This is a genomic window from Streptomyces sp. NPDC026589, assembly GCF_040638385.1.
In the GTDB taxonomy this organism is placed as follows: Bacteria; Actinomycetota; Actinomycetes; order Streptomycetales; family Streptomycetaceae; genus Streptomyces.
In genome coordinates this window covers 23,629-50,380 of sequence record NZ_JBEZYG010000029.1, presented here as the reverse complement: position 1 = coordinate 50,380, position 26,752 = coordinate 23,629, and the positions used below count along the sequence as shown (strand labels likewise).

Here is a 26,752-nt window from a genome sequence, read left to right as displayed (position 1 = left end):
ATGACGACCGAGGCCGACGCCCGCCGCACCGTGATATCGGCGATCTTCGGGACGCTGGCCACCCAGGCCGTAGGAGCTGCCGCGCGGCTGGAGCTGGCCGATCGTATCGGCGACGGCGAGGCCGGGACCGACGAACTGGCGCCCGCCTGCGGAGTGCCCGCCGAACAGCTGGGCAGGCTGCTGCGCGCTCTGGCCTCCCTCGGCCTGTGTGTCGAGTCCCGGCCCGGACGCTTCGCACTCACCGAGGCGGGGGCACTGCTGCGCCGGGACACCCCGGCGTCGCTGCTCGACTTCGCCGCCTTCCTCACTCACGACGTCTTCCAGCGCAACTGGCTGAACCTGGGGGAGTCGTTGGGCACGGGCAGGCCCGCATTCGACACGCACTTCGGCGAGCCGGTGTACGACTACCTGTCGGGCAAACCGGAACTGGCCGCCCTGTTCCACGCGGCGATGAGCAAGCGCCATCTGCCGGTGGAAATGGCCGAGGCGATCTCCGGGGCCTACGACCTGAGCCGTTTCGGCACGGTGGTCGATGTCGGAGGCGGCGACGGCACGCTGCTCGCCGCGCTCCTCGGACGGCACCCGCGGCTGACCGGCACCGTGTACGAGACCGAGGCCGGGACCGCGCGAGCGCGGGAGACCGTCACCGCGTCCGGTCTGGAGAAGCGGTGCCGCGCGGTCGCGGGAGACTTCTTCGCCGAGGTGCCCAAGGGCGCCGACCTCTACCTCATCAAGAACGTGGTGCTGAACTGGGACGACGAACGGGCCTCGACGATCCTGAGCCGGGTCCGGGCCGCCATGCCCGACCACGGCAAGCTGCTCATCGCCGAGCCGGTGCTGCCCGATGTCGCCGACGCGGACAGCCTCAACCACGCCGCCCTGGAGAACCCGTATCTGACCGATCTGCACATGCTGGTCACCATCGGCGGCCGGCAGCGCACCAGGGCGGAGTACACGACGCTCTGCGCCCGGGCGGGGCTGCGTGTCGTGCGGGTCGCGCCGCTGGCCCAGGAGTTGAACGCGTCGCTGATCGAGGCCGTCCCCGACAGCGCGGTCTGACGGCGAGCGGTCCCGGCCGAGCCTTCGCCCGGCCGGGACCGCGCCCTCCCACCGCCCGTGCCTTCTCACCGCCCGTGCCTTCTCACCGGTCACGGCGGATCACTTCCGGAGGCGGCGAGCGCCCCCGCGTGCGAGCCGGTCAGGTGGGCGTGTCCTCCCGGCGCTGGTGCTGGACCAGTCCCTGGCGCATGGCCAGGACCACGGCCTCCGTACGGTCCGCGACGCCGAGCTTGTGGTAAACCATGTGCAGATGGGCCTTCACCGTCTGCTCGGTGATATGCAGGGCCCGGCCGATCCGGCGGTTGGACAGGCCCTGGGCCAGCAGATTGAGCACTTCCTCCTGACGCCGGGTGAGCGTCAGGGGCTTCTGGGTGGCGTCGGGCCGGTTGTCCCGGGCCCCGGCCTCGCCGGTGGAATCGCCCTCGGACCGCGTCGGAGGGCGTAGCGCTCCAGGGGGCGTCGCCTGGGCCAGGACGCCATGGGAGCCCCGGTGCCGCGGCGAGACCAGATCCTTGCGTGCGCGGCGTGCGACGTCACCGAGCTCCTGGAGAAGGATCAGCACTTCGTCGATCTGGACGATGGCCGCCTGGGCTTGGTCTGCATCCTGGCGTTCCGTTAACGGTATGACATTCACACGATCAACCATCGGGTGATTCGCCTTTCGTTTGGACAACGCATGGGAACGAGCGCTTCAGGTTTACGGCTTCATGAGAATCACTTCACGATGCCGATGACTTCGCGTAATCCGAGGTAATCCGAGAGCGCCCCGGAAGGCCGGTCCGATGATGTTCACCGACAGGGGATCCGGAGCCTGGAGGGAATTGTTACCACGGTTTCGACTGCCGTCAACAGGAGGAATCATGATGCCGGCGCATCCCGAACAGACCGCTGTGACGACCTGTTGTCAGATCGCCCGGCCATCTCTGTGACGGGTCGTGAAAGGTGCTTATGCAGCTACCTCACGGTGTGTTCATGACGATGGTCACTGCCGCATTCCGCCCGGAACTCCGGTGGAGTGACGCCGTACATAGGCTGCTCATCGATTCACTCCCTCACCGAGCGCGGCGACCGGGGCGGCCGAGGCGCCCTGGTGCGGTGAGAACGCGAGGAGCAGGCCGCCGGTGACCGGGTGGGTCAGATGGGTGCAGGCGACTCCGAAGACCGTCCGGACGAGCTCGGGGCTGAGTACTTCCGCCGGCGGGCCGTCCGCGACGATCCGCCCCCGGTGCAGGACGTAGAGCCGGTCGCAGTAGGCGGCCGCGAGATTGAGGTCGTGCAGCACGCACAGCGTCGCACGCCCCAGATCCCTTACCAGCTCCAGGAGTTCGAGCGCCGCGTACACATCGAGGTGGTTGGTCGGTTCGTCGAGGAGGAGCAGCGGGCTCTCCTGGGCCAGCGCACGCGCCACCAGGGCCCGCTGCCGCTCACCGCCGGACAGCGTGGAGAGCCTGCGGGCGCGATGCTCCGTCAGGCGGACCCGCTCCAGTGCGGCGGTGACCTTCGCGTCCCCGCCCCCGGTGGCCGACTCGAAGGCCCCGAGCCACGGCCCGCGCCCCATGGCCACGACTTCCTCCACGGTGAAGTCGAAGTCCGGGGTGCTGTCCTGGGCGACGAGCGCGGCCCGTCGGGCGACCTCGCGCTGGCTGAGATCCGTGACGTCGTCCCCGGACAGGGCGACGCGGCCGGCGAAGGGGTCGAGCGCGCGGTAGACCGTACGCAGCAGCGAGGTCTTGCCGCTGCCGTTGGGCCCGACGAGGCCGACGCGTTCGCCGTCGGCGACGGCGAGGTCGCACTCCATGACGATCGGGGCGGAGCCGATCCGGACGCCGACGCCGGACAGGGCGAGTCTCATGATGCCTCCGAACGTCGCAGCAGCCACAGGAAGACCGGCGCGCCGAGCACGGCGGTGACGATCCCGACGGGCAGTTCCTCCGGGCGGACGAGAACGCGGCAGAGCAGGTCGACGACGACGAGGTAGACCGCGCCGACGAGCATGGCGACGGGAAGCAGCCGGCGGTGGTCCGGGCCCACGACCAGCCGTACGAGATGGGGAACGATGAGCCCCACGAAGCCGATCCCGCCCGACACCGCGACCAGGACGCCGGTCAGGAGCGAGGCGACGACCAGGAGATGGATGCGGACGCGGTGCACGGAGACGCCGAGCGAGAGCGCCGCGTCGTCACCGGCCGCCAGGGCGTTGAGCGTCCGGGTCTGCGCCAGCAGATGGACGCCGACGACCAGTACGGCCGCCGCCGGCAGCACGAGGTTCGACCACGACGACTCCGAGAGGGAGCCCAGCAGCCAGAACAGCACCGAGTGCGCCGCCTGCTCGTTGCCGCTCCGGAAGATGACGAAGCTGGTGACTCCGCTGAACAGGTAGGAAAGGGTGACCCCGGCGAGGATCAGGCGGCTCGGGATGACGCGGCCGGCGCGGCGCGACAGTCCGAGGACCGCGGCCATCGCCACGAGCGCGCCGACGAAGGCCGCCGCCGACGTGGAGAGCCCGGCCACCGCCACCGATCCGAGGGTGATGGCGATGGAGGCCATCAGTCCGGCGCCCGCGGAGACGCCGAGCACATAGGGGTCGGCGAGCGGATTGCGGACGGTCGCCTGGAGGGTGACACCGACGACGGCGAGCCCCGCCCCGACCGCGGCGGCCAGCAGGACCCGCGGCATCCGCAGGTTCCACACGATCTGGTCGTCCATGACGCCGGGGGGCGCCCCGAGCCCGGTCAGGTGGTGGGCGATGACCCGGGTGACGGTTCCCAACGGCACACCGACGGATCCCACGGACACGGCCACGCAGACCGTGACGAGGAGGAGGGCGAGCAGCAGGGGTACGACGACGGGGAGGGAGAGGGGCCGGCCGCCGCGGATCGGAGTCGGCCCGGGGCCGCCCCGCGGGCTCCCGTCGGCGCCGGTGAGAAGCGTGCTGGATCTCTGCGTGTGCATCGCGGGCCCCTACTGCGAGCGGGACGGGATCGGGTGCAGGAAGGCCGCGATCTCGGTGACGCCTGACACCGGTCGCGTACTGCCGCGTGCTCCGGTCTTGGCCGCGTCGATGACGAGCACGCGCTCCTTCTTGACCGCTTCGACGGTGGGGAACGTGCGCTTCAGGAACGCGAGTGCCTCGTTCCGGCCCTTCTCCGTCGCGGTGAAGTTGTCGACGACCAGGGCCTCGGGGTCGCGCGCGACGATCTGTTCGGGGCTGACCGGGGCGAACTGGCCCGGCAGGTCGGCGAAGACGTTCGTCCCGCCGGCCCGTTCGAGCACGTCGTTGGCGAGACCGCCGCTGGTCACGTAGAGCTGACCGGCGACCTGGGAGAGCTCGGCGACCTTGCGCTCGGGCTCCTTCGCGGTCTTCCGGCGTACGGCGTCGAGTTCGCCGCGCAGCTCGTCGACCAGCTTGTGCGCGTGGTCCTCCACGCCGAAGATCGTGCCGAGCTGATGCAGGTCGGCGTCGAGCGCGTCCAGTCCGGAGGTGTCCGAGCGCAGGTCCGCGGCGCAACCGCCGCCGACCACGTAGGTCGCGATCCCCAGTTCCTCCAGTTCCGCGATGCTCGGGCTGCCCTGCTTGCCGGAGACCTTCTCGACCTGATCGGTGATCAGGAGATCGGGCTTGGCGACGATCAGCGCCTCGACGCTCGGATTCCGCGTCCCGAGACTCGGCAGTGCGGCGAGTCGCTTCTTCAGCTCGGGCGCGGGAGCGGATTCGCCGCGGGTCTTCGCGACGATCCGGTCGCCGACGCCGAGCGCGAACAGGGTGTCGGCTATGGCGTCCGTGGTGATCACCACCCGCTGTGGGATCCGGTCGAGCCGGACGGTGCGACTACAGGACTCGAAGGTGATGCGGCTCGCCTTGTCGTCCGGGCGTGGGCCCGCTCCGGCGCCCGCGCACCCGGTGGCGCCGACCGCCGTGAGAGCGACGACTGCGCCGACCACAGCGGCGCGGGGGTGGTGGGGAGCAGCGCGGGAGCGGCGGCTCTGTGACGGGGGGTCGACGTGCGATCGGAACATGACGGGGCGTTCCCTTCGGTGAAGGCCGTGAGGGTGACAGCCCGGACGGAGCTGCGTCCGGGATGACGTGCATGTTTATTGAATGAGGCTCAGTCGCCATGTTAGGGTACCCTAATGAAACGACCAACATCACAGACTCCGGGGCTGGCCGGGCCCGGCGCGTTAATGCGTCTGCTCGCCCCGATCCGCAACCATCTCGCCATCTGTGCGGTGCTTTCGTGCCTGAGCGCGGCGGCGGGGATCGTGCCCTACATCGCCGTGGCCGAGATCGCGCGGCTCATGCTCGACGACCCCACTCCGTCGCACAGCGCCATCTGGACCTGGGTCGGCATCGGGGCCGCGGGTGCGGGCCTCTGGCTCGTGCTGTTCGTGCAGTCCGCCCGGGTGGGGCACTACGCCGACGCGAAGATCCTGCACGACGTACGGGTGCGGATCGTGACGCATCTCGGCAGGCTGCCGCTGGGCTGGTTCCGTTCGGCCGGCTCGGGCAAGGTCAAGCGGGCGATGACCGGTGACCTGGAGGAGATGCACGAGGTCATCGCGCACGCACTGGGACAGCTGGTCGGGGCGACCACCGTCACGGCCGTCGCGACCGGCTATCTGCTCTTCGTCGACGTCCGCATGGCCTTCGTCGTGCTGGGTGTGCTCCTGCTGATGGGCGTCTTCTTCCGCATCTCGATGCGCTCCATGACGAGCCATATGAACCGACTGGTCGCCGCCGACGCGCGCATCAGCGCCGCCAGCGTCGAGTACGCCGACGGGATCCAGGTGGTCAAGACGTTCGGCACCGGGGGCCGTGTCCTGCGTCGCTACGACGACGCCGTGGACGAGCACACCCAGGCGTTCGCGGCCTGGGTCGCCGAGGTGCGCCACAGCTCCGCGATCTCGCGGCTGTTCGGCTCGGAGATGGCCGTCCTCACCGCCGTGGCGGCCGTGGGTCTGTTCCTCGTCGACCGCGGGTCTCTCGGGGTCGCGGACCTGGTGACGTTCCTGGTCGTCGCCATCGGGCTGCCCAACTCCATCCTGCCCGCCGTCACCGCCGCCCAAGGCGTGCGCAAGGGCCGGATGGGCGCGTCCAACATCGAGCAGCTGCTGTCGCGCACACCGCTGCCCGAGCCCGAGACTCCGCTGACGCCCGAGGGCCACGGCGTCGAGTTCGACCGGGTCTCCTTCTCGTACGACGGGGTGACCAACGCGGTCGAGAACATCAGCGCCGTCTGTCCGCCGGGCGGGGTGACCGCCATCGTGGGCCCGTCGGGAGCCGGCAAGTCGACCCTGGCCGGCCTGCTGCCCCGCTTCCACGAGGTGTCGGAGGGGGCGATCAGGGTCGGCGGGGTGGACGTGCGCTCGATCCCGTCCGCGAAACTGCTGGCGTCGATGTCGCTGGTCTTCCAGGACGTCGCCCTGCTGCGGGACAGCGTGTCGGAGAACATCCGCATCGGCCGCCCCGGCGCGAGCGACGCCGAGGTCCGCGCGGCTGCGGAGGCCGCGCACATCCACGAGGTGATCGCGGGCCTGCCCGACGGGTACGACACCCTGCTCGACTCGGGCGGCGGCAGTCTGTCCGGCGGTGAACGCCAGCGGCTGACGATCGCGCGGGCGATCCTGTCCGGGGCGCCGATCGTGGTCCTCGACGAGGCGACGGCCGCGTTGGACGCCGACAGCGAATCCGCGGTCCAGGAGGCGCTGTCCAACCTGGCGGTGGGCAAGACGGTGATCGTGATCGCCCACCGGCTGCACACCATCGCGGGCGCGGCCCAAATCCTCGTACTCGACAACGGACGGCTCGTCGAACAGGGCCGCCACGACGAACTGCTCGCCCGGGACGGGCTGTACGCCCGGCTGTGGGCGGCACAGGAAGGAGTGCTCGCGTGATCCGCCGCCTGTACCGACTCTGGCCGAATCCGAAGCTGCTGGCCCGCCTGTGGCTGCTCACCGCGGCGCAGGCGGTCCTCCAGGGTCTGCTGCTCGCTCTGCTCATCCCGATCCTGGACGCGGTCGTGCGGCCCGAACCGGACGTCGGCGCCGCCACCCCGTGGTTGGTGCTCGGCGGGATCGGCGCGGCCCTGTACGCGGCATTGAGCATCATCGCCACCCCGGTGGGCTTCGCGGCGGCGGGCGCGCTCGCGGCGCAACTGCGCCGACGGCTGATGCACCATGTGAGCACGCTGACGCTGGGCTGGTTCACCGCCGAGCACAAGGCCCGGCTCGCGCGCGGCGTGACCGCGGACGTCGGCAGCGCCGCCCATCTGGCCGTCACCATCGGCGGGCCCGTGATCACCTCGACACTGCTGCCCGCGACGGTCGTCGTCGTGACGTTCACGGTCGACTGGCGGATGGCGCTGCTGCTGTGCGCGATCGCGCTGGTCGCCTACCTGGCCCTGCAGCGTGCCGCGCGCATCGCCGAGATCACCGAGAGCGAGCTGGAGCAGGCGGCGGCCGGGGTGGCCAGTCGGGCGATCGAGCTGGGTCAGGCCCAGCCGGTGCTGCGCGCCGCGGGCCACGCCGAGGGCACACCCCGGATGCGTGCCGCGCTGGAGGACCACCGCGAGACCTACCGCGACGGCATGCGCCGTGCGCGGCAGCCGTTCTTCGTCTACACCGGCGTGATCATGGCCGGGTTCGTCGCGGTGCTCGCCCTGACCGCCGAGCTGATGCTCAGCGGGCGTATCGAGGTCGCCACGGCGATCGTACTGCTCGTGCTCGCCGCCCGCTTCCTGGAGCCGCTCGGCAATCTCATCGACCTCATCGGCGCGCTGCGGGCGTTGCGGAACCAGATCGGACGCATCGAGGAGCTGCTGTCCACTCCGGCTCTGCCGGTTCCGGCCGAGCCGGTACGTCTGATCGCCGAGGCCGGCGTCGAGCTCAGGGACGTCACCTTCACCTACCCGGGCGGCGACACCCCCGCTCTGAAGAACGTGACCCTGCGCTGCCGACCGGGCACCACCACCGCCCTGGTCGGTCCTTCGGGGTCCGGGAAGACGACGGCGACCCGGCTCATCGCCCGGTTCTTCGACGTCGACTCGGGCCAGGTGTGCGTGGGGGGCGTCGATGTGCGCGAACTCGACCCGAGCACCCTGCTCGACGAGATCGCCATCGTCTTCCAGGACGTCTACCTGTTCGACGACACCATCGAGGACAACCTGCGCCTGGCACGCCCGGACGCGACCTGGGACGAGTTGCGGGAGGCCGCCGCCGCGGCACGGCTCGACGAGGTGATCGAGCGGCTTCCCGCCGGCTGGCAGACCCGGGTGGGCGAGGGCGGCGCGCAGTTGTCGGGCGGCGAACGCCAGCGCGTCGCGATCGCCCGGGCGATGCTCAAGCGGGCGCGGATCGTCCTGGTGGACGAGGCCAGCTCCGCCCTCGACCCGGAGAACGAGGCCGCGGTCACCCGGGCCATCGCCAACCTCGGCGACGACCCGGACCGCACGGTGATCGTGATCGCCCATCGTCCCGCCACCCTGGCCACAGCGGACCACGTGGTCTCGCTCGATGACGGCCGGGTCGTGGAGGCCGGCACCAGGGACGAACTGCTGCGCGCCGGTGGGGCGTTCTCACGGCTGAGCTCACAGTACGAGCGGGCCCGTCACTGGCGCATCGCCCCGGTGAGCGGCTGACCGGCGACACGTGACGGATCCCCGGAGAACAACCCGCCGGCCATCCGTCGCCCGTACCGCACCGCTGCCGTCGGCCCCCGCACAGGGGTCGTCGGCGGCGGGTATCGGTTCGCGGTGCTCGGACCCGGTGGCTCAGACCTCGGCGCGCAGGTAGCGGTGGGCGAGGTCGGTGATGTCGGCGATGAGTCCCTCGGCCAGGCGGTCGATGTCCTCGGCCTCGTGATGCAGCAGCGCGTGGGTGCCGCCGTACCAGGCGCTGTAGATCAAGAGCGCCGCCATGGCGGGGTCCGGGGCGTCCGCCGGCGGGTCGGGGCGCTCGGAGATGAGCTGCCGGAACGCTTCGACGTGGGCGTTCGTGGGACTGACCTCGATCTCCGTCGACGCGTTGATCGGGGTGTGGCCGTACAGCACATCGTGCAGTTCGGCATGTTCCAGGTAGACGCGGACCGCGTCACTGAGCCAGGCGTCCACGCGGCCGACCCAGTCGTCGGCGGGAAGGCTCCGCACCGCCGCGTTCTGCCGCTCGACCAGCCGGTCGATGAAGCGGGCCTGTACCGCGAGCATGATCTCGCGCTTGGAGCTGAAGTACAGGTAGAAGGTGCCGATCGCGATTCCCGCGCCCTCAGCGATCTCATCGATCCGGGCAGCGTCGATGCCCCGCTCGACGAACACCCTCTCGGCCGAGTCCAAAAGGTCGGCACGCCGCTCCTCGGCGGGTTTGGTTCGCGGGCGTCCAGGGGTGATACGGCGCACACTCATTTCACGGAGTCTACGTGCTCGACGGCGGTTACAGGCCACTGGGGCCCGGCCTGCGACGACCGGCAGCCCAACGGCCGGGCCGGGTTTCCGCGCCGAGCCGGACCGCGGTCCGCGCAGGCTCGGACGCCGGAGGGAACCTCGGCCTTCTCGGGGGACCGCCGGCGTACGGCGGAGCCGCGGCGGGCCCGGGAGACTTCCGGGCCCGCCGCGGCTCACGGCTTTCCATGCGTACGGCTGTCAGCCCGCGAAGCAGAGCGGCTGGCCGCCGGTGAAGGCGAAGCAGGAGACCTGGCGGGAGGTCGTGCCGGTGCGGCCGCCCCGGTCCGTGACGGTCAGCTGCACGGTGTAGGTGCGCTGGACGGACGGGTAGCGGTGGGTGACGGTGGCGCCGGAGCCGGTCGTGCCGTCGCCGAACCTCCAGGCGTACGAGGCGATGTCGCCGTCCGGGTCGCTGGAGGCGGAGGCGTCGAAGGAGCAGTCGCCGTACCAGCACGAGAGGGTGAAGGAGGCGGACGGGGCCTGGCCGGGCGAGGGCTCGGTGGTGCCGGCGGTGACCTGCTTGGTCAGGGAGCCGCTCTCGCCGCCGGCGTCGGTGACGGTGAGCTTGACGGCGTAGGTGCCGGCCTTGGTGTAGGTGTGGGACGGCTTCGCGCCCTCACCCTCGCTTGCGTCCCGAAGTCCCAGGCGTAGGAGGCGATGTCACCGTCCGGGTCGCTGGAGCCGGAGGCGTCGAAGGAGCAGGCCGGGGTGGTCGTGGAGCACTGGGCGGTGAACGCGGCGACCGGCTTGCCGGGTTCGGACGGGCCGCCGCCGAGGTCGGTGACGTCCAGCAGCCTGTTCGGGGAGGAGGAGCCGGGGTTGGTGACGACGCCGGAGAGGGCGTTGTTCACCAGGGCGTCCCGTACCTGCTGCGGGGTGGCGTCGGGGTGGGCGGAGAGGTGGATCGCCGCCGCGCCCGCGGCATGCGGGGTGGCCATCGACGTACCGCTCATGGTCTGGGTGCCGCCGCCCATGCGCGTGGAGACGATGGAGCCTCCGGGGGCGAACAGGTCCAGGCAGCGGCCGTAGTTGGAGAAGCTGGAGCGGCCGTCGTTGCTGTCGGTGGAGCCGAGGGTGATGGCGGCGGGCAGCCGTGCGGGGCTGGTGTTGCAGGCGTCCCGGTTGTCGTTGCCGGCGGCGACCGCGACCGGGATGCCGGCGTTGATCGCGCCCTGGACCGCGTCGTCCATGGCCCGGTCGGCGCCGCCGCCGAGCGACAGGTTGGCGACGGCCGGCTTCTGGGCGTTCCGGACGACCCAGTCCATGCCCGCGACGATCTGCGAAGTCGATCCGGTGCCCTGGCAATTGAGTACCCGGACGCCGACGAGCTTCGCCTTCTTGGCGACGCCGTAGCTCTTGCCGCCGACCGTGCCGGCGACGTGAGTGCCGTGTCCCTGGCAGTCGGCGGAGTCGGCGTCGTTGTCGATGAAGTCGTACCCCGAGGACGCCCGGCCCTCGAAGTCGGTGTGCTGGCGGTAGAGGCCCGTGTCCACGATGTACGCGGTCACGCCCTCGCCCTCGTTGGGGTAGGCGTACGAGGCGTCCTTGACGCCGTCGACCCGGTCCAGGCCCCAGGAGGGCGGGTTGGGCTGGGTTCCGGTGGCCCGGACCTCGGCGTCGGCCTGGACGTAGCGGACGCCGGGCTCCGCCGCCAGCTTCTTCGCCTGGGCGGCGGTCGCCTTCAGCGCGAAGCCCTTGAAGGCGGTGGAGTACACGGTGCGCACCGTGCCACCGTGCTCCGCGACCAGGTCGGCGGCGGCCGTGCCCGCGGCGATCGAGGGCGCGTCGTCGAGGGCCACGATGTACCGGCCGGGTATGGCCTCGGCCCGGTCCGCGCCGAGGACGCGGCCCTCGGCGGGCGGGGCCTGGGCGGTCGCCCCGTGGGCGGGGGCCGTTCCGGCGAGTCCGAGCGCCATGGCCGCGGCGGCCGCGGTACACAGTGCGCCGACGAGGCGCGGTCTGCTGGTTGTGCGCATGATCTGGTTGCTCCCTTGGCTCCGTGTGATGGGGAACCGTGCCGGGCCTCCGAGAGTTGGGGAGGGCGGCCCGGCACGGGTGACACAGGAGCCGCCGCTCCGGGCTGGGGCGTGGGGCAGGGTGTGTGCCCGGTGCGACGACGGGGGCAACTCTCCGGTCCGGCCCGGGCCGGAACAATCCGTACGGCACTGCGTAGCGCCACCTATTCAATGGCCCCCGTACGCCCGGAATCATCCGGACCGCCATCCGGGTGGATCTCCCGCACCTCTCCGCGGGCGGAGACGTCCAGCTTCCGGAGCACCTTCGCGACGTGCTGTTCCACGGTGCGTGGCGACAGGAACAACACGTCGGCGATCTCCCGGTTGGTGTGCCCCGTCGCCACCAGGCGCGCGACGTCCCGTTCGCGAGGGGAGAGTTCGTTGCCGTATCCCCTGCGCCCCCGCCGGGGCCCGGGCGGATTTCCCGCGCCCCGCTCCCGCAGGGAGCTGCGGCAGCGCGCGGCGTCCCGTACGGCACCCAGCGCCTCGAAGCACGCGGCCACCTCGCGCAGTCGCTCCACCTCTCCTGCGGCGGCCCGCTCCGCGCACAGCGCCGCCGGGTACGGGGCCGGGAGCGCCGCGTACTGTTCGGCGGCGCGGGCGTGGTCGCCCCGGCAGGCGGCGAGCGCGGCGCGCGCGGCGGGCACGTCCAGGTCACCGAGCCCGGCGGTGAACTCGGCGAGCACGGCATGTGCTTCGGGGGCGCGGTCCGCCCGGCGGTACGCCGTCAGCGCCGCCGGAACCAGCTCCGCGGCCCAGACCCAGACGCCCTTGCGGCGGACCCGGTCCAGCGCCCGCACGGCTTCCGTGCACGCCTCGTCGCTCTCGCCCCGCTCCAGCCGGATCCGTATGGCGGCGGCCGACGCGGCGGCGAGTACGGGCGCCGGCGCGTTGACGGGGTCCCCGAGCGCCGCCGCGTCCAGGTTCTCCAGCGCCGCGTCCCACTCGCCGTGGGTCTCGGCGAGCAGCCCGAGGACGAGGTGGGCGTCGGACGCGATGCCCGAGACGCCGGGCGCGTCGGCCAGGACCGTACGGGCCCGGTCGGCGAGGCCGCGCCAGGCGCCGCGCATCCAGGCCATGCGCAGGGCGGTGCCCTCGATGATGCCGCTGAGGAAGGGCGCTCCGGCCGCTTCCGCCAGTCGCACCCCCTCGTCCCGGAAGCGTTCGGCGTCGGCGGACCGGCCCACCCAGGCGAAGGCGTCAGCCGCGTTGGCGCACATCCGGGCAAGTTCGACCCGCTCGGCGGCGCTCCGCCCGTCGGCGAGGAGCTTCTCGGCTTCCCCGCGCACCGTGTCGCCGTCGCCGAGGCAGACCCGCAGCGTCAGATGGTTGCCCCGCACCGCGATCCGCAGCGCGCGGTCACCGTGCCGGGCGGCGAGCTCCTCGGCCCGTTCGGCCCAGTGCGCGTGGACGGCGACGGGGTGCTCACCCCACACCGGCATGGCGAGGCCCGCCATGGCGCGGGCGGCCAGCTCGGGGCGTGTCCGCAGCTCGTCCACGGCCAGCTCGGTGTCCAGGCGGCCCTGTTCGTGCCGGCCCGCCTGGTTGTTGAGCAGCAGCCCCAGGTTGAGCCGGATCTCCCCCCGTACGGCGTCCGGCAGTTCGGCCGAGGCGGCCGAGGAGACGACGCGGCGCAGCAGCCGGCTGGAGCGCCGGTGGGCCAGCCCGAAGAGGGCCGCCCGGCTGAGGCGCACCGCGAGCCGTGCCCGGTCCGCCTCCGGGAGGAGGGGGTCGTCCAGGACCCCCTCGTAGAGCTCGACGGCGAGCGCCGCGTCACCGAGCTTCCGGGCGGATTCGGCGGCCTGTTCGGCGTACGTGCGCCAGGCGGTCAGGTCGCCCGCCTTGCGGGTGTGGTGGGCGAGCTGGACCAGTGGCGGGGGTTCCTGGGCGGCCAGCACGGCGGTGGCGCGCCGGTGGAGCCGATGTCGGTCCGGCCTCAGAAGCCCCTCGTAGACGGCTTGTTGGGCCAGGCCGTGCCGGAACCCGTAGCGGTCCTCCCCGCAGTCGTGGAGCACGCCCGCGCGCAGGGCCTCGCGCAGGGCGTCGGCCGCCTCTTCACCGTGCTGGTCCGCCACCGCGCCGATCAGCTCCTCGGCGGCGGGCACCCTCAGAACGGCGGCGGCGTGCACGGCGGCCGCCGCCGGCTCCGAGAGGCCCGCCACCCGCTCGGCCATGGCGTCGCGCAGGAGGAGGGGCACCGCCCCCTGGGAACCGTCGAGTTCGTCCGGTTCCTCCAGGACGAACTCGAGGACGAAGGGGATGCCGGCCGTGCGTTCGTGCAGCCGGCGCGCCACGGCGGCGGGGACGTCACGGCCGGTCAGCGCCGCCGTGAGGGTCCTGACTCCGGCGACGTCGAGCGGGCTCAGCGGGAGGACCACCGAGGTGACGCCCGGCGGGTGCCGGTAGGCCCGGCCCAGGGGCAGGGCCCCGCTCCTGAGGTCCTCGCGGCGGTAGCTGAGGACGGTGGACAGGCCCGGCGGCGGGTCGTCGGCCAGGAAGCGGAGGAGGTCCCGGGTGCCGTCGTCGGCCCAGTGCAGATCCTCCACGACGAGGACCACCGGGGACACCGCCGCGAGCAGAGCGCGCACAGCCCGGAAGAGACGGTGGGCAGCCGCCTGCGGATCGAGCAACGGGGCGGGATCGGGTGGGAGTTGACCTGCGAGCTCGGGGAGGTAGGGGCGCAGGGCTCCGCAGACCGGGTTGAGCCGCTCGGGGACCGCGCCCTCCAGGGTGCGCAGGACGTCGAAGACGGGACCGTACGGGAAGGGCTCGCGCAGCGGCGGGCAGGCCCCGGCGAGAACCCGGGCGCCGGGCGGGCGGCCGGGGCCGGGCACCGGGTGTCCGACGGCCTCCCGGATCAGCCGGGTCTTGCCGACGCCCGCCTCCCCCTCGATCAGGGCGACCGACGGCGGGTGGGCCATCGCGTCGAGCAGGGCGTGCAGTTCTCCGGTCCGTCCGACCAGCACCAATGCGGACTCCCCTGATGGCGGCGGCAGATGTGGGCGAAACTACCCCCGGCCGACGGGGCCGTCCAGCGGCATCCCGACATCGCGGGATCCCGGCGTGAACATCGTGTCCCCGGGGCACGTACCCCTGACCGAAGTGACCGAGCCGGGAAGACCGACGGGAAGACCGACGAAGGGAATGCCGCGATGAGCGCAACGCAGGAACGCCGGAGCCTCCTCGGACGCCGCACGGTCGTCGCCGCGGTGGGAGCGGCCGGAGCGGCCGCCGCCCTCACCGCCTGCGGCGGATCGGACGGTTCGGGGGGTTCGGGAGGCTCGGGAGGCTCGGACACGGTCGAGCAGCCCGGGAGCGGCGGCGGGAAGGGTGGAGAGGTGCTCGCCGCGACCGCGGACATCCCGGAGGGCGGCGGGGTGGTCTTCGCCGCGCAGAAGGTCGTGGTGACCCAGCCGCAGCCGGGCGAGTTCAAGGCGTTCTCGTCCACGTGCACCCATCAGGGCTGCGCGGTCAAGGACGTCTCGGACGGCACGATCACGTGCCCCTGTCACGACTCCACGTTCGACGCCGCCACGGGCAGCCCGACCGGCGGGCCCGCCACACGACCGCTGCCCGCCCGTGAGATCACCGTCGAGGGCGACTCGATCAGGCTGGTGTAGCCGCTCCCTGCCCCGCCCCCTGCCTGCGCGGTCGCTTCCAGCCGCCGAGTACGGCGTCCGTGGTGGCGACGGTGGCGACGAGGGCGAGCGTGTTGCGGACCATCGCGGGGGTGTACTCGGCGGGCACCCCCGCGATGGCGTCGGCCGGGACGACGGCCGTGTAGCCGAGGTTGACCGCGTCGAAGACGGCGTTGGGGATGGCGATGTTGGCCGATACGCCGGTGACGACGAGCGTCCGGCAGCCGAGGTTGCGCAGCAGCGGGTCGACGTCGGTGCCGGCCAGCGGCGAGAGGCCGTGCAGCCGGCGGACGACGAGGTCCTCGTCGGCCACCTCGATGGGGGCCGCGACCCGGACGGCGGTGCTGCCGGTGTGCTGCTGGACGGGCAGCCGGGCTGCGGCACGGAAGAGCCGGGCGTTGTGGTTGCCGCCGCGACCGTCGGGCCGGCTCTCGGCGACCGCGTGCATCACCTGGACTCCGCTCCCGTGGGCGGCGGCGACGAGGCGGGCGATGTTGTCGAGCGCGCCCGACGAGCGGGCTGCGGCGGCGAGTTCGGGCAGGGCGCTGTCCGGCCCCACGACGCCCTGCTGGCACTCGACGGTCAGCAGAACGGTGGTGGCGGGGTCGAGCAGTTCGGTGAGCCGATCCTGTGATGACCTCGACGGCACGGGCGCTTCTCTCCTTCTCTGTGACCGGCGCCCGGGAGGACGGGCTCCCGCGGGACTTCTGCGGACGAACTTCCGTGGACGGGCTTCCGTGGACGGGCCGGGCGCGTGAGAGTAGCGGCCATTGCGTCACGAAGGAAGAACATTCATGATTCTGACGTCCAGTCAGATTCCAGGAGGGCGACCATGACCGACACCCAGCGACGAGGCCGTCGGATCATGATGACGCCCGGGGAGCGTGACGCCTATCTCGGCGAACAGCGCACCTGCCGGGTGGCGACGCTCGGCCCCGACGGCGCCCCGCACGTCGGGGCCCTGTGGTTCGTCTGGGACGGCGACTCCCTCTGGCTGTACTCCATCACACGCAGCCTGCGCTGGTCCCAGCTGCGCGGGGACGCCAGGATCGCCGTGGTCGTGGACGACGGCGAGGGGTACGAGGAGCTGCGCGGCGTGGAGCTCACCGGTCGGGCGGAGTTCGTCGGCGAGGCGCCCCGCATGGGCGAGCCCTGCGCCGAACTCGTCGAGCCGGAGCGGTTGTTCCCCGTGAAGTACTTCGGCATGACGGAGATGCCGCATGACGGACGGCACGCCTGGCTGCGGCTCACCCCGGAGACGATCACCTCCTGGGACTTCAGCAAGCTCGCCGATCTCGCCTGAGCTCCCGCCCGCGGCCCCGACGCCCCCAACTTCCGGGGCTCATCCGCCGTCCGCCGCCACAGCCACCCCCACACCTGCCCCCGCCGCCCGCAGCGCCTTCACCGCGGCGCGGACCGACGGCCGACGGTCCGCGTCCGTGCGCCAGACGGCGTGGACGTGCCGCCGCATGGTCTGCCGCACCGGCACCAGCCGCACGCCTTCGGGGACCGGGCCGCGCCCCAGCCGAGGAGCCACGCAGACACCGAACCCGGCCGCGATCAGGGCGAGTTGCGTGTGGTGCTCACCCGCCAGATGGGCGATGCGAGGCTCGATGCCACGGGAGCGCAGCGTGAACATCAGCCACTCGTAACAGAATTCGCCCTCGGGCCAGGACACCCACGGGTCGTCCGCGAATTCCTCCAGCTCCACCTCGTCACGGTCCGCCAGCGGATGCCCGGCCGGCATGGCGATGTCCGGCGCGTCGTCGAGGAGTTCGGCCTTGGCCAGACCGCCGGGCACGGGCAGCCGCTTGTTGCTCCAGTCGAGCACGACGGCCAGGTCGACGTCTCCGCGGAGCACCGCGCGCAGGCCTTGTTCGGGCTCCAGCTCCCGGGTCCGGACGGCGAGATCGGGGTGGTCCGCGCGCAGGGCGGTGAGCATCGCGGGGAACAGCCCGCGAGCCGCCGTCGGGAAAGCGCAGATCCGCACCTCGCCGACGACCTCGCCGCGCTGTGCCTCGATGTCGGATTGGGCCAGCTCCACCTGCGACAGGATCCGCGCGGCGTGGTCCGCGAGCAGCCGGCCGGCGTCGGTGAGCCGGACGCCTCGGCCGTATCTGGCGAGCAGCCGCTGCCCGACCTCACGCTCCAGCTTCGCCAGTTGCTGCGAGACCGCCGACGTCGTGACGTGCAGCCCGTCGGCCGCCCCGCTCACCGAGCCGTGCCGGGCGAGGGCGTCCAGCGTACGCAGCCGCTCCAGGTTCAACATGTAAGCAATGCTACGCGAACGAGCACAGAAAGATTCGCTTGTCCTACGACGTCATCTTCGTCAGGGTTGACCTCATGAGCGCTCCCTGCGAGCCGGGGGCCACGGCCCCGGCGTCAGCACCTCCCCCGCCGCCTCCCCCGCCACCTCCCGCGCACGCCCCGATCGCGCCCGCCGTGTGGCGCCCCGCCCTCGACTGGCGGATCCGGTTCGCGGGGCTCTCGCTCATCTGGGGGTTCAGCTTTCTGCTGATCAAGGTCGGGACCGAGGGCTACGCCCCGTTCCAGGTCACCTTCGGTCGGCTGCTGGCCGGTACGGCGGTGCTGGTCGCCGCCATGGCGATGCGCCGGGAGCGCCTTCCGCGCTCCGCCCGGACCTGGGGGCACCTCGCGGTCGCGGCGCTCCTCCTCAACGCACTGCCGTTCTCGCTCTTCTCCTACGCGGAGCTGACGATCCCCTCGACGCTGGCCGGGATCTGCAACGCGACCTCGCCGCTGTGGGGCATGGCGCTCTCGGTGATCGCCCTGTCGGAGGACCGCCCGACCCGCCGCCGGGTGGGCGGTCTCGGCGTCGGCTTCCTCGGTGTCCTCACGGTGCTGGGCGCCTGGCAGGGCTTCTCCGGCCTGGACCTGCCGGGTACGGGCATGGCGCTGCTCGCCTCGTTCTGCTATCCGGTCGGCTGGATCTACGTACGCCGCACCCTGGCCGGAACCGGGTCGTCGACGCTGGCGCTGACGGGCAGCCAGCTCTTCCTGGGTACGTTGCAACTGGCCGTGGTGACCCCGCTGTTCACCTCGGCGCCGACGTCCTTTCCGCTGCTCCCGACGGTCTCGGTGCTCGCCCTGGGCGCGCTGGGCACGGGCCTCGCCGTCCTGCTCCAGTACGGCCTGGTCCAGGAAGTCGGTCCGACGACGGCCCAGATGGTCACGTACTTCATCCCGGTGATCGCGACGGCGGCAGGCGTCGCACTGCTCGGCGAACAGCTGAGCTGGAACACCCCGGTCGGGGCGCTGATCGTCCTCGTCGGGGCGGCCCTCACCCAGAGCCGGGCCCGCCCGGCCGCCCCACCAAAGCCCGCGGAAGCTCTCGTCGCCGCCATACCGGAGCCCGCGGTCGTTCCGATCGCCGCCCCACCGGAGCCCGCGGCGCACCGAGCTGTGCCGCCCGACGCGGACGCGGCCGGTCTCAGCCGTAGCTGACCGGCCGTGCGGGACCCGCGGCCGCGGCCACCGCGTCCGCCAGGGGGCCGATGTCCGGCGCGGTCAGCGGGGAGACAGTGAGCCGCACCCCCTGGGGCGTGTCCAGCCGGAAGCGTGCGCCCGGGGCCGCCGCCCAGCCCGCGTGGAGCAGCCGGGCGACGGCCCCGGTCTCGTCGCTCACGGGCACCCACACGTTCATACCGCTGCGGCCCCGGGCGCTCACGCCGCGCTCCGCCAGCGCATGGATGAGCGCGTCCCGGCGGTCCCCGTAGGAGCGGGACACCGCACGGGTGTCGACGGCTCCCGAGGTCCACAGCTGGAGCACGGCACGCTGGAGCAGCCGGCTGACCCAGCCGGGCCCGAGCCGCTGGCGTCCCGCCACCCGGTCGACCGTGACGGCGTCCCCGGTGAGCGTGGCGACCCGCAGATCGGGGCCGTACGCCTTGGCCGCCGAACGAATGAACGCCCAGTGGGCCGTAACCCCGGCCAGTGGGTGCAGCGGCAGGTCGACGATGGCGTGCCCGTGGTCGTCCTCGATCAGCAGCACGTCCGGGTGGCGTCCGAGGACCGCGCGCAACTCCCGGGCGCGCGGCGCGTCCAGGGACGCGCCGGTCGGGTTCTGCGCCCGGTCGGTGACGACCAGGGCCCGCGCCCCGGCCCGCAGCGCCCGCTCCACATCCGCGGGCAGCGGACCGGAGTCGTCCACGCCGACCGGCACGGCGCGCAGCCCTAGCGCCGGTACGAGGTCGAGCACGCTGCCCCAGCCGGGGTCCTCCACCGCCACCGCGTCACCCGGTTTCAGGTGCGCCGCGAGGACCCGCTCGATCGCGTCCAGCGCCCCGGACGTCACGGCGACCGGCCCGGCGGGCACCCCGTCGGCGTCCAGATCGGCGCGGGCGTACGCGGCGAACTCGGCGACCACCGCGGCCTGCCCGTACAGACCATGGCTCTCCGCGTCTGCCACGGCGGCCGCCGCGAGCGCCGGCCCGAGGTCGGGCAGCAGCTCCGGATCGGGGTTGCCCTCGCCGAGGTCCCGGACGCCCGGGGGCGCTTCGATCCGCAGCGATCCGCGCGACGTGTTGGCAGGGGCCGGACGCACCCGGCTCCCCCGCCGGCCCGCCGTCTCGATCACGCCGCGCTCGCGCAGCGTCCGGTAGGCGGCGGCCACGGTGTTGGGGTTGACCTCCAGACGCGCGGCCAACTCCCGCATGGGGGGCAGCACATGGCCCGGCGGAAGGTCTCCGGAGCCGACCCCGCGCTCCACACTGGCGGCGATCTCCGCTGCGCGCCGCCCACTGATCCGATACTCTCCTAGCACAAACAACAGTATGCACTAGTGCAATGGAGTAAGCAATGCAGCACACCGCAACGCCCGACGACACGGGCTCCGGCGTCGCCGCCCCCTACCTGCCCACCGACCGCACGGTGCCCACCCGGTCCAAGGAGCGCGCCTCCTACGACCGCGAGCTGGTCCACTCCATCCTCGACGAGGCCTGCCTCTGTCACCTGGGCTTCGTGCGTGACGGCGCCCCGGTCGTCCTGCCGACCCTCTTCGGCAGGATAGGAGAGCGGCTGTACGTCCACGGTTCGACGGGCTCACGACCGCTGCGGTCGGCGAGGAGCGCCGACCCGGGGCTGCCGGTCTGCCTGACGGTCACCCATGTCGACGCCCTCGTGCTGGCCAGGTCCGCCTTCCACCACTCGATGAACTACCGCTCGGTGGTGGTGCACGGCACGGCCGTGACGGTGACCGACCCCGAGGAGCGTCGGCTCGCCCTGGACGCGATCGTGGACCAGGTCGTGCCCGGCCGCTCCCGCGACTCCCGGCCGGCCGACGCCAAGGAACTCGCCGCGACAGCGGTGATCCGGCTGGATCTGGACGAAGTGTCCGCGAAGGTCCGCACCGGCGGGCCCAACGACGAGCCCGAGGACAGCGTCCTCCCCCACTGGACCGGCATCGTGCCGCTCACCCGGGGCTATGCGGCGCCGGTCCCCGCGGACGACATGGATCCGGCCATCGCCGTACCGGAGTACCTGTCCGCACTCTGACGGAGGCCGCGGCGGCACGCCGGCCGACCGAGGTCGCGGCGGCCCCGGCCGCCGCGACCTGCACCCGCCGCGCCGCCGCGCAGGGTCGTCACACGGCCAGGCCCTCCCTCCGACGGGCCGCCGCCGCGCCGCGCGCCTCCGCGAGGGCCAGTCCGGCCACGGCGGTCAGCAGGAGCAGCGTGCCGAGGACCGTGGCCGCCGTCAGCCGCTCCCGCAGGACGGTCACCGCGATGACGGCCGCGCTCACCGGCTCCAGGAGCATGATCACGGAGACGGTGGCCGATCGGACGGCGGCCGCCCCGGCGAAGTACAGCGCGTAGGCGAGCGCCGTGGGGACCGCCGCGACATAGACCAGCAGCCAGAGCACCTGCCCCGTCTCGGCGGTGTGCGGCACCAGCCCCTCGGCCATGGCCATGGGCAGCAGGCCCGCTGCTCCGATGCCGAATGCCCAGGCGCTGGTGGTCAGCGCGTCACCGCCGCCGCCGTCCCGCCCGAGCCAGCGGGTGAGCAGCGTGATGAACGCGTACCCGGAGGCGGACAGGAGCGCGAGCAGCACCCCGGCCGGCACGACGTCGCCGCCCTCGCCGCCCAGCACCAGCACGACGAGCCCGGTCAGCGCGCCGGTCACGGCGACGAGGCCGCCCCGGCCGAGGCGTTCGCCCAGCAGCAGACGCGCCCCGACGGCGATCAGGACGGGCCCGGCCCCGAGCGTGACGACGGTGCCGACGGCAAGGCCGGTGACCTCGACCGCCGCGAAGTACGCGGTCTGGAACACGGTGAGACCGATGCCGGTACCGAGGATCCGCAGCAGCCGACGACGCCGGGGTTCGGCCTTCCGGGGCGTCCGGCGGGGGCGCAGTGCGAGCGCCCCGGCCAGCAGGAGGAGACCGCCCACGCAGCGCCAGAAGGACAGGGCGAGGGGGCCGAGATCGCTGACCCGGAAGATCAGGGACGCCGCCGCACCGGCGGTGCCCCAGGCGACTCCGGCGACGACCAGATACAGCATGCTCCGCCCGACGGGCAGCGCGGAAGCAACAGGGATGGACATATGACTTCTCCAGAGGAGGACAGGGTGGCAGGTCGCTCGGCTCCGCACGCGGGCAGCGACGAACCGCTCGGGGACTGCCCGAGCCCGGTCTTCGTCAGGAGTGGCCGCCCGCGCTAGGCGGCAGGGGGCGGCAGCACAGTCAGATGCATGGCCGTCACACTAATGCGGGGCCCGGCCGCCGGACAACTCACCCGCGGCGACGCCGGCCACCGCTCCGGCACCGGCGCCGGAGGCGACGGGACCCGTCGGGGGCTTCGGTGCGGCGGACTGGGCGATGAACGCGCCGGTCAGGACCACGCATCCGCCGATGAGCTGCGGTGCGGAGAGGTGCTCGCCGAGCAGCACCCAGGCCAGTCCGGTCGCGATGACCGCTTCGAGGCAGGCGACGACTCCGGCCACCTGGGGCGAGAGCAGCCGGACCGAGACGACCCCGGTGACGTACGCGAGCACGGTGGCGAGCAGCACGATCCAGCCGAGCAGCAGCCAGGCGGGGACCTCGTTGCCGTTCATGCCCGCGCTGCCGCCGAGCAGCGACCAGTCCATGCCCCAGGGGCGGGCGACGACGGTGAGGACGGCAGCGCCGACGATCAGTCCGTACGCGATGACCCCGACGGGGTGCGGAGGCTCGGCGTGGTTGCCCTCGCCGTCCCGGCCGTCCTGCCCGCCGTGGTCGGAGAGAACGAAGTAGCCGACCTGACAGCAGGCCGCGCCGAGGGCGAGCAACAGGCCGAGCAGGTCGAACTTGAGCCCGGACCAGACCTCGACGACACACGCCAGGCCGCCGACCGCCAGCACCACACCGACCGCGGCGGCCCGGGTGACGGGCCTGCGCTGCACGAAGCGGACCCAGCCGAGGACCAGCGCGGGCGCCAGGTATTCCACCAGGAGCGCCACACCGACCGGGATACGGGAGATGGAGGCGAAGTAGAAGGCCTGGACCCCGGCCACCGCGAACAGGCCGAACCCGGCCAGCAGCGCGGGGCGTTCCCGTACGAGATTCCGGTGTCGCCAGGCGACCGGGAGCATGATGACGGCGGCGCCCGCGACACGCAGCCAGACCACGTGCAGCGGGTCGAGCCCCGCCTCGATCAGCGGCTTGGCCGCCACTCCCGAACCGCCGAAGGCGAAGGCCGAGACCAGTGCGAGGCCCAGCCCGGCACTTCTGCCCTGAAATCCCGAAGACGCTTGCATCGGCACATCATGGCAGCAGTCGACAGCACCGTCATCCCCATGACACCTGTCGAGACGGCCCTCCGGCCGCGGCCGCGGGAAGGGGGCGAGAGATCACCGTCACGGGCCGGCTCAAGCGTGTCGCGCCGCCCCGGCCGTGAGCACGACCACCCGGTCCGCCAGCCACCGCGCGTCCACGCCCCCTCGGGCGAGCACCTCCACCGCACGGCACTCGGTGTCGGCCGCCAGGGCGGCGAGCAGATCGAGGCCGGCGGCGCGTGCTTCGCCGCGCGACGCCGCACGGTGCAGCGCGCCCTCCATCGCGGCGAGGGCCGAGGGCGACCAGCCGTCGACCGCCGGGTCGCGCACCACCGGAACGGCGCCGGAGTCCTCGACGGAGCCCTGCCAGCGGAGCCCGTAGCCGATGCTGCGCTGGACGAGATAACCGAGCACCTTGGCCAACGGGGGCCCACCGTCGAAGGCCTCGCGGACCTCGGGGTCCGTTTCGATCAGCGAATGCAGGAGGTGGGCGGTGTCGATCTGCCGGTCACCGTCGCGCAGCGCGCGCCTGCGCGCACCGTTGAGCACCGATGCCAGTTCCACGGTGAAGCGGGCATCGTTCTCGTCGTGGTTCGGTGCGGGCTGGTCAGGCATGCGCGGCGTCCGGTTTTGCACACCTCTACCCCATCAGTCCCACGGCCGAAAGACATCCCCGGAGCGACCCATTGGGCATCCCACCGAAGTTGGGGACACCGCGGCCGTCCGTCATCCTTGCGGATGAGATCGTGCCGAACGGCACAACCATGACGGCCCGGAGCGCGCGCCGCCTTGCGTCTCACGTCCCCGCGGCAACCACAGGCCCCGCGCGCACGTCCCTCACGCCACACGGACGCGGCGGGGGCGGGAGGGGAGGAACGGGTGTTCTGGATGGTCGCGCTGCTCGCCCAGGACGGGCTGGAGTACGTCTACCGCGTGTACGCACCCGACGACGCCCTGCCCGCCGATCTCTTCTGGGCGGCCTTCCACTGTCACGACGAGGGCCCCCACCCCCGCGCTTCGGACAGGTTCGACTCCGCGGTGATCTGGCGGAACAGTCAGCCCCATACGGATTTGACGACTCATCAGTATTGAATGTTGACGCGGCCCCCGCTACCTTCCGCGACACCGAAACCGGACGAACCAGGGGTGGTCGCATGGCTGAAGTCAGCGCCGAGGCACGCATCGAGGCGCCCGCCGAGAAGGTCTGGGGCCGCCTGACGGACTTCTCGTCGTACGGGGAGTGGAACGCCACCCACACCAGCTTCCCCCGGGGCGGCCCGGCCGAGCTGGAACTCGCGGCCACCTACGAGGAGAACATGAAGCTCATGGGCTTCCCCGCCGAGGTGATCTGGACGGTCGACGGCCTGGAGGAGGGCCGCCTTCTGGCGACCCGGGGCAAGGGCCCGATGGGGGTCAACCTGGCTATGCGGTACTCCCTGACCCCGGAGGGCGACGCCACGACGATGCGCATCGACGGGGAGTTCACCGGTGCGGCGGTCTCACTGATGGGCGGCAAGCTCAAGGACTCCGCGACGGCGGCGCTCCAGGAGTCGCTGCGCAAGCTCGCCGGGCTCGTCACCTCCTGACCGCGCCCACGCGGCACGTGAAAGGCCACGCGGAACGATTCCGCGCGGCACGCGAAGGACCCCGGGAGATCACCCCGCGCGGCACCCCGGTTTCGGCCTCTCTCCGCCCGCCGTGCCCGTCCCCGGCCACCGCCGCCCCGGCCGCGTCCGCGACCGAAGTGACCGCCCGAACGGACCGAAAGCGGCTCGTGGAGTGTCAGCCGGCGACGCTGGGCTGTTGTGTCGTGCAGGAGACGCGCCTCGACACCGCTCGGATCCGAGCGGCTCGCCGGTTGATCGACCCGATGTTTCTCGACACTCCGCTGTACCGCTGCGAGCCGCTGGAGCCCCACCTCGGACGCGCTCTGAGCGTCAAGCTCGAAACGGCGAATGCCGGTCCGCAGCTTCAAGGCCCGCGGCACCGAGGTGGTTGCGAGCCGTGGTGTGCGAGCGTGGGCAAACCTCGGCGAGGCCCTCGCCCGGTCCGGTCGCGGCCGGGGACTCGACGTCACCGTAGTGGCATGAAAACCTTGGCGCCCGATGTCGAGGTGATCTGCGTCCAGCCGCTGGGCGCACCGGCACTGACACGCTCGTGGCGCCAACGGCGCGTCGTCACCACCGACTCGACCGACACCGTCGCCGACGGCGTCGCCGGGCGGTATCCCATCCCGGCCGTCCTGGACGACCTCCTCCTGGTCGCCGACGACGCCGTCCTTGTCCGGGAGGCGTCGATCATCGCCGGCATGAGGATGCTCCTCGACCACGCCGGCCTCGTCGTCGAGCCGTCGGCCGCACTCGGCGTCGCGGCGATCCTCGAAGACCGTGACCGCTTCGCCGACCGGCACGTAGCCACCGTTGTCCGCGGCGGCAGCGTCGACATGGACGCATACCGTCGCTGGGTCGGTTCTCCCCTCCACAAGCCTTGACGGTTGCTCCGGCAACGGGCCTGAAGCGATGGGCGCTCATCGATCGCGTGCGGTTGCGGTGCGGGCAGCCGGTGATGCGGCGCCCGGAATAATCACTGGCCCCCCGACCGAGCTGTGGATACGCTGACGGCGTTCCTCGGTCTGTTCTGGGCTTCCGCGCCCTGGAAAAGAGAGATTTTTATGTTCCGGCCCGCGCCGCGCGCGCCTCGCTGCACCGTCTAGCCAGTAGTCCGTCTTTCTGCTGCCGTCCCTCTCGGACGGCGTCCGGACGTGACTCTCCGGTGCACTGAATAGCCCCTGCCTCCGCACGCATGTCGCGTCGCACGAGGGGGCGTCTTCGTCGAGGCCGCTCGGCCTGCTCTTGCTGTCATCACAGACTTCCCAGCAAGGAGCACCCCGGGTGTCCAGCACCAACAGAACTCTCTCCAGCATTCCACACACCGCCCTGAACAGCGCTTTCTCCTGCGCGTGGTGCGGCCGGACCGTGTCCGCCGACGACGGCGAAGGCGACGGCGCACGGCGCCATCACTGCCCTTCGTGCCTGCAGTGCCGGCATGTTGTCGACCCGGCCGACGGCAGCTCCAGTGACTGCCGGGGCCGCATGTCGCCGATCGCCGTCGCCGTGCCGCGTACGGGCGGCTGGGTGGTCATCCACCGTTGCGTGCGCTGCGACGAGCTGACCTCCCACCCCACCCGCACGGACGACAACCAGCTCATCCTGATGCGGTTGGCCGTCCGGCCACTGGCACAACCTCCCTTTCCGCTCGAAGCGTTCGGCGACCTCTGAACCGGAAGGAGAGGAGAGGACCGGCCATGCCGAGACGAGCGAAGAACACCCGTCGCCGTGCCCGGGCCGCACGGCGGCCGCAGCGGTACAAGGACGTCCTGCACAGCCAGGGAGGGCACCGGGGAGACGCTTTCCGGTGCGCGGGCTGCCGACTGGACGTGTCCCTGGAAGCCCCCGGCACCACGCACCGCAATCACTGCCCGAACTGCCTGGTCAGCCTGCACGTCGACCGGCGGGTGCCGGGCGACCGGGCCGCGGACTGCCGCGCCCGGATGGAAGCCCTGGGCATGTCGGTCAGGCCCGACGGCGAGTGGATGATCATCCACCAGTGCGTGTCCTGCGGCGAGCTCAGCGCCAATCGCATCGCCGGTGACGACAACGCGCTGGCCTTGGTGCGCCTGGCGCTCAAACCCCTGCGGGACCCCGGCGTCGCCCATCGCATGCGCCTCGCGCCGTGACCCGGCCGTCCCGCGCGATGCCGTGGCACACGGCGCCCACCACCCCCACGCCTTGACGCTCTGGGTTCCCCCGCCCCCCGTCCCGCTACAGATCGCACCCG

The 26,752-nt window shown here is 72.4% G+C and carries 23 protein-coding genes and 2 pseudogenes; 12 read left to right on the top strand and 13 right to left on the bottom strand.

What is annotated here, in order from left to right; genetic code table 11:
* Positions 1-1,059: a methyltransferase gene (locus AB0F29_RS35285; protein WP_361881146.1), complete on the top strand. Its 1,059-nt coding sequence runs from the start codon at positions 1-3 to the stop codon at positions 1,057-1,059.
* Between the two features lie 139 nt (positions 1,060-1,198).
* On the opposite strand, the gene AB0F29_RS35280 is transcribed toward AB0F29_RS35285, so the two are convergent.
* The 4 genes from AB0F29_RS35280 to AB0F29_RS35265 all read right to left on the bottom strand — a co-directional run bounded on the left by AB0F29_RS35280 (position 1,199) and on the right by AB0F29_RS35265 (position 5,076).
* Entirely contained in the window at positions 1,199-1,693 is a 495-nt protein-coding gene (locus AB0F29_RS35280) for a response regulator transcription factor (RefSeq protein WP_361881143.1), read from the bottom strand.
* 402 nt (positions 1,694-2,095) lie between these two features.
* Positions 2,096-2,911: an ABC transporter ATP-binding protein gene (locus tag AB0F29_RS35275; RefSeq protein WP_361881140.1), complete on the bottom strand. Its 816-nt coding sequence runs from the start codon at positions 2,909-2,911 to the stop codon at positions 2,096-2,098.
* A complete protein-coding gene (locus AB0F29_RS35270) occupies positions 2,908-4,011 on the bottom strand; it encodes an iron ABC transporter permease (RefSeq protein WP_361881137.1) in 1,104 nt (367 codons plus the stop codon). Before AB0F29_RS35270 ends, AB0F29_RS35275 begins: the two co-directional genes overlap by 4 nt.
* Positions 4,012-4,020: 9 nt before the next feature.
* The gene (locus tag AB0F29_RS35265) at positions 4,021-5,076 is read right to left on the bottom strand and encodes an ABC transporter substrate-binding protein (RefSeq protein ID WP_361881134.1); all 1,056 of its coding nucleotides are present in this window, start codon (positions 5,074-5,076) and stop codon (positions 4,021-4,023) included.
* A gap of 114 nt (positions 5,077-5,190) precedes the next feature.
* On the opposite strand from AB0F29_RS35265, the gene AB0F29_RS35260 reads away from it, so the two are divergent.
* Complete coding sequence (locus AB0F29_RS35260) at positions 5,191-6,951, top strand: ABC transporter ATP-binding protein (RefSeq protein ID WP_361881131.1); 1,761 nt, start codon at positions 5,191-5,193, stop codon at positions 6,949-6,951.
* Complete coding sequence (locus AB0F29_RS35255) at positions 6,948-8,693, top strand: ABC transporter ATP-binding protein (protein ID WP_361881128.1); 1,746 nt, start codon at positions 6,948-6,950, stop codon at positions 8,691-8,693. Before AB0F29_RS35260 ends, AB0F29_RS35255 begins: the two co-directional genes overlap by 4 nt.
* A 132-nt stretch (positions 8,694-8,825) precedes the next feature.
* Here AB0F29_RS35255 and AB0F29_RS35250 read toward each other — a convergent pair whose 3' ends face one another.
* The 3 genes and pseudogenes from AB0F29_RS35250 to AB0F29_RS35240 form a co-directional block, all read right to left on the bottom strand.
* Entirely contained in the window at positions 8,826-9,452 is a 627-nt protein-coding gene (locus AB0F29_RS35250; protein WP_026290493.1) for a TetR/AcrR family transcriptional regulator, read from the bottom strand.
* 354 nt (positions 9,453-9,806) lie between these two features.
* Positions 9,807-11,429, bottom strand: a pseudogene (locus tag AB0F29_RS35245) (S8 family serine peptidase); the annotation flags it as partial.
* Positions 11,430-11,670: 241 nt separating this feature from the next.
* Positions 11,671-14,472 carry an AAA family ATPase gene (locus AB0F29_RS35240; protein ID WP_361881125.1) on the bottom strand — a complete coding sequence of 934 codons (2,802 nt, stop codon included), beginning with the start codon at positions 14,470-14,472 and terminating at the stop codon, positions 11,671-11,673.
* A gap of 186 nt (positions 14,473-14,658) precedes the next feature.
* Between AB0F29_RS35240 and AB0F29_RS35235 the strand changes: the two genes are divergently transcribed.
* Positions 14,659-15,126 carry a Rieske (2Fe-2S) protein gene (locus tag AB0F29_RS35235; protein ID WP_361881123.1) on the top strand — a complete coding sequence of 156 codons (468 nt, stop codon included), beginning with the start codon at positions 14,659-14,661 and terminating at the stop codon, positions 15,124-15,126.
* Here the strand turns inward: AB0F29_RS35235 and AB0F29_RS35230 are convergent.
* Entirely contained in the window at positions 15,113-15,793 is a 681-nt protein-coding gene (locus AB0F29_RS35230) for a cysteine hydrolase (protein WP_361881120.1), read from the bottom strand. The genes AB0F29_RS35235 and AB0F29_RS35230 overlap by 14 nt on opposite strands.
* Before the next feature lie 183 nt (positions 15,794-15,976).
* Here AB0F29_RS35230 and AB0F29_RS35225 point away from each other — a divergent pair, with 183 nt between their 5' ends.
* Positions 15,977-16,447 carry a pyridoxamine 5'-phosphate oxidase family protein gene (locus AB0F29_RS35225; RefSeq protein ID WP_361881117.1) on the top strand — a complete coding sequence of 157 codons (471 nt, stop codon included), beginning with the start codon at positions 15,977-15,979 and terminating at the stop codon, positions 16,445-16,447.
* 39 nt (positions 16,448-16,486) lie between these two features.
* Here the strand turns inward: AB0F29_RS35225 and AB0F29_RS35220 are convergent, their stop codons facing one another.
* Positions 16,487-17,413, bottom strand: coding sequence for a LysR family transcriptional regulator (locus AB0F29_RS35220; protein ID WP_361881114.1), 927 nt, complete (start codon positions 17,411-17,413; stop codon positions 16,487-16,489).
* 74 nt (positions 17,414-17,487) lie between these two features.
* Between AB0F29_RS35220 and AB0F29_RS35215 the strand changes: the two genes are divergently transcribed.
* Complete coding sequence (locus AB0F29_RS35215) at positions 17,488-18,609, top strand: DMT family transporter (RefSeq protein WP_361881111.1); 1,122 nt, start codon at positions 17,488-17,490, stop codon at positions 18,607-18,609.
* Here the strand turns inward: AB0F29_RS35215 and AB0F29_RS35210 are convergent.
* On the bottom strand, positions 18,596-19,927 hold the full coding sequence (locus AB0F29_RS35210; RefSeq protein WP_361881108.1) for an aminotransferase class I/II-fold pyridoxal phosphate-dependent enzyme: 1,332 nt from the start codon (positions 19,925-19,927) through the stop codon (positions 18,596-18,598). The genes AB0F29_RS35215 and AB0F29_RS35210 overlap by 14 nt on opposite strands.
* 35 nt (positions 19,928-19,962) lie before the next feature.
* Between AB0F29_RS35210 and AB0F29_RS35205 the strand changes: the two genes are divergently transcribed.
* Positions 19,963-20,658 (top strand): pyridoxamine 5'-phosphate oxidase family protein, encoded by a 696-nt coding sequence (locus tag AB0F29_RS35205; protein ID WP_361881105.1) that lies wholly within the window; start codon positions 19,963-19,965, stop codon positions 20,656-20,658.
* An 88-nt stretch (positions 20,659-20,746) separates the two neighbouring features.
* Here AB0F29_RS35205 and AB0F29_RS35200 read toward each other — a convergent pair whose 3' ends face one another.
* From AB0F29_RS35200 to AB0F29_RS35190, 3 genes are all read right to left on the bottom strand, one after another.
* The gene (locus tag AB0F29_RS35200; protein ID WP_361881102.1) at positions 20,747-21,706 is read right to left on the bottom strand and encodes an EamA family transporter; all 960 of its coding nucleotides are present in this window, start codon (positions 21,704-21,706) and stop codon (positions 20,747-20,749) included.
* A 159-nt stretch (positions 21,707-21,865) separates the two neighbouring features.
* Complete coding sequence (locus tag AB0F29_RS35195) at positions 21,866-22,897, bottom strand: EamA family transporter (protein WP_361881099.1); 1,032 nt, start codon at positions 22,895-22,897, stop codon at positions 21,866-21,868.
* 111 nt (positions 22,898-23,008) lie between these two features.
* Positions 23,009-23,551 carry a Clp protease N-terminal domain-containing protein gene (locus tag AB0F29_RS35190; RefSeq protein ID WP_361881097.1) on the bottom strand — a complete coding sequence of 181 codons (543 nt, stop codon included), beginning with the start codon at positions 23,549-23,551 and terminating at the stop codon, positions 23,009-23,011.
* 243 nt (positions 23,552-23,794) lie between these two features.
* Here AB0F29_RS35190 and AB0F29_RS35185 point away from each other — a divergent pair, with 243 nt between their 5' ends.
* From AB0F29_RS35185 to AB0F29_RS35165, 5 genes and pseudogenes are all read left to right on the top strand, one after another.
* Entirely contained in the window at positions 23,795-24,007 is a 213-nt protein-coding gene (locus tag AB0F29_RS35185; protein ID WP_361881094.1) for a hypothetical protein, read from the top strand.
* Between the two features lie 62 nt (positions 24,008-24,069).
* On the top strand, positions 24,070-24,501 hold the full coding sequence (locus AB0F29_RS35180) for an SRPBCC family protein (protein WP_361881091.1): 432 nt from the start codon (positions 24,070-24,072) through the stop codon (positions 24,499-24,501).
* 224 nt (positions 24,502-24,725) lie between these two features.
* A pseudogene (locus AB0F29_RS35175) lies at positions 24,726-25,406 on the top strand (pyridoxal-phosphate dependent enzyme).
* Positions 25,407-25,806: 400 nt separating this feature from the next.
* Positions 25,807-26,193, top strand: a complete 387-nt coding sequence (locus tag AB0F29_RS35170; protein ID WP_361881088.1) for an RNHCP domain-containing protein — start codon at positions 25,807-25,809, stop codon at positions 26,191-26,193.
* Positions 26,194-26,219: 26 nt separating this feature from the next.
* Complete coding sequence (locus AB0F29_RS35165; protein WP_026290488.1) at positions 26,220-26,651, top strand: RNHCP domain-containing protein; 432 nt, start codon at positions 26,220-26,222, stop codon at positions 26,649-26,651.
* Positions 26,652-26,752 lie beyond the last annotated feature (101 nt).

Excerpts from the sequence above, each read along its gene's own strand:
- AB0F29_RS35285 (WP_361881146.1), top strand. The coding sequence starts at position 1 with ATGACGACCGAGGCCGACGCCCGCCGCACCGTGATATCGGCGATCTTC.
- AB0F29_RS35275 (WP_361881140.1), bottom strand. The coding sequence starts at position 2,911 with ATGAGACTCGCCCTGTCCGGCGTCGGCGTCCGGATCGGCTCCGCCCCG.
- AB0F29_RS35270 (WP_361881137.1), bottom strand. The coding sequence starts at position 4,011 with ATGCACACGCAGAGATCCAGCACGCTTCTCACCGGCGCCGACGGGAGC.
- AB0F29_RS35265 (WP_361881134.1), bottom strand. The coding sequence starts at position 5,076 with ATGTTCCGATCGCACGTCGACCCCCCGTCACAGAGCCGCCGCTCCCGC.
- AB0F29_RS35260 (WP_361881131.1), top strand. The coding sequence starts at position 5,191 with ATGAAACGACCAACATCACAGACTCCGGGGCTGGCCGGGCCCGGCGCG.
- AB0F29_RS35250 (WP_026290493.1), bottom strand. The coding sequence starts at position 9,452 with ATGAGTGTGCGCCGTATCACCCCTGGACGCCCGCGAACCAAACCCGCC.
- AB0F29_RS35235 (WP_361881123.1), top strand. The coding sequence starts at position 14,659 with ATGAGCGCAACGCAGGAACGCCGGAGCCTCCTCGGACGCCGCACGGTC.
- AB0F29_RS35225 (WP_361881117.1), top strand. The coding sequence starts at position 15,977 with ATGACCGACACCCAGCGACGAGGCCGTCGGATCATGATGACGCCCGGG.
- AB0F29_RS35220 (WP_361881114.1), bottom strand. The coding sequence starts at position 17,413 with ATGTTGAACCTGGAGCGGCTGCGTACGCTGGACGCCCTCGCCCGGCAC.
- AB0F29_RS35215 (WP_361881111.1), top strand. The coding sequence starts at position 17,488 with ATGAGCGCTCCCTGCGAGCCGGGGGCCACGGCCCCGGCGTCAGCACCT.
- AB0F29_RS35205 (WP_361881105.1), top strand. The coding sequence starts at position 19,963 with ATGCAGCACACCGCAACGCCCGACGACACGGGCTCCGGCGTCGCCGCC.
- AB0F29_RS35200 (WP_361881102.1), bottom strand. The coding sequence starts at position 21,706 with ATGTCCATCCCTGTTGCTTCCGCGCTGCCCGTCGGGCGGAGCATGCTG.
- AB0F29_RS35195 (WP_361881099.1), bottom strand. The coding sequence starts at position 22,897 with ATGCAAGCGTCTTCGGGATTTCAGGGCAGAAGTGCCGGGCTGGGCCTC.
- AB0F29_RS35180 (WP_361881091.1), top strand. The coding sequence starts at position 24,070 with ATGGCTGAAGTCAGCGCCGAGGCACGCATCGAGGCGCCCGCCGAGAAG.
- AB0F29_RS35165 (WP_026290488.1), top strand. The coding sequence starts at position 26,220 with ATGCCGAGACGAGCGAAGAACACCCGTCGCCGTGCCCGGGCCGCACGG.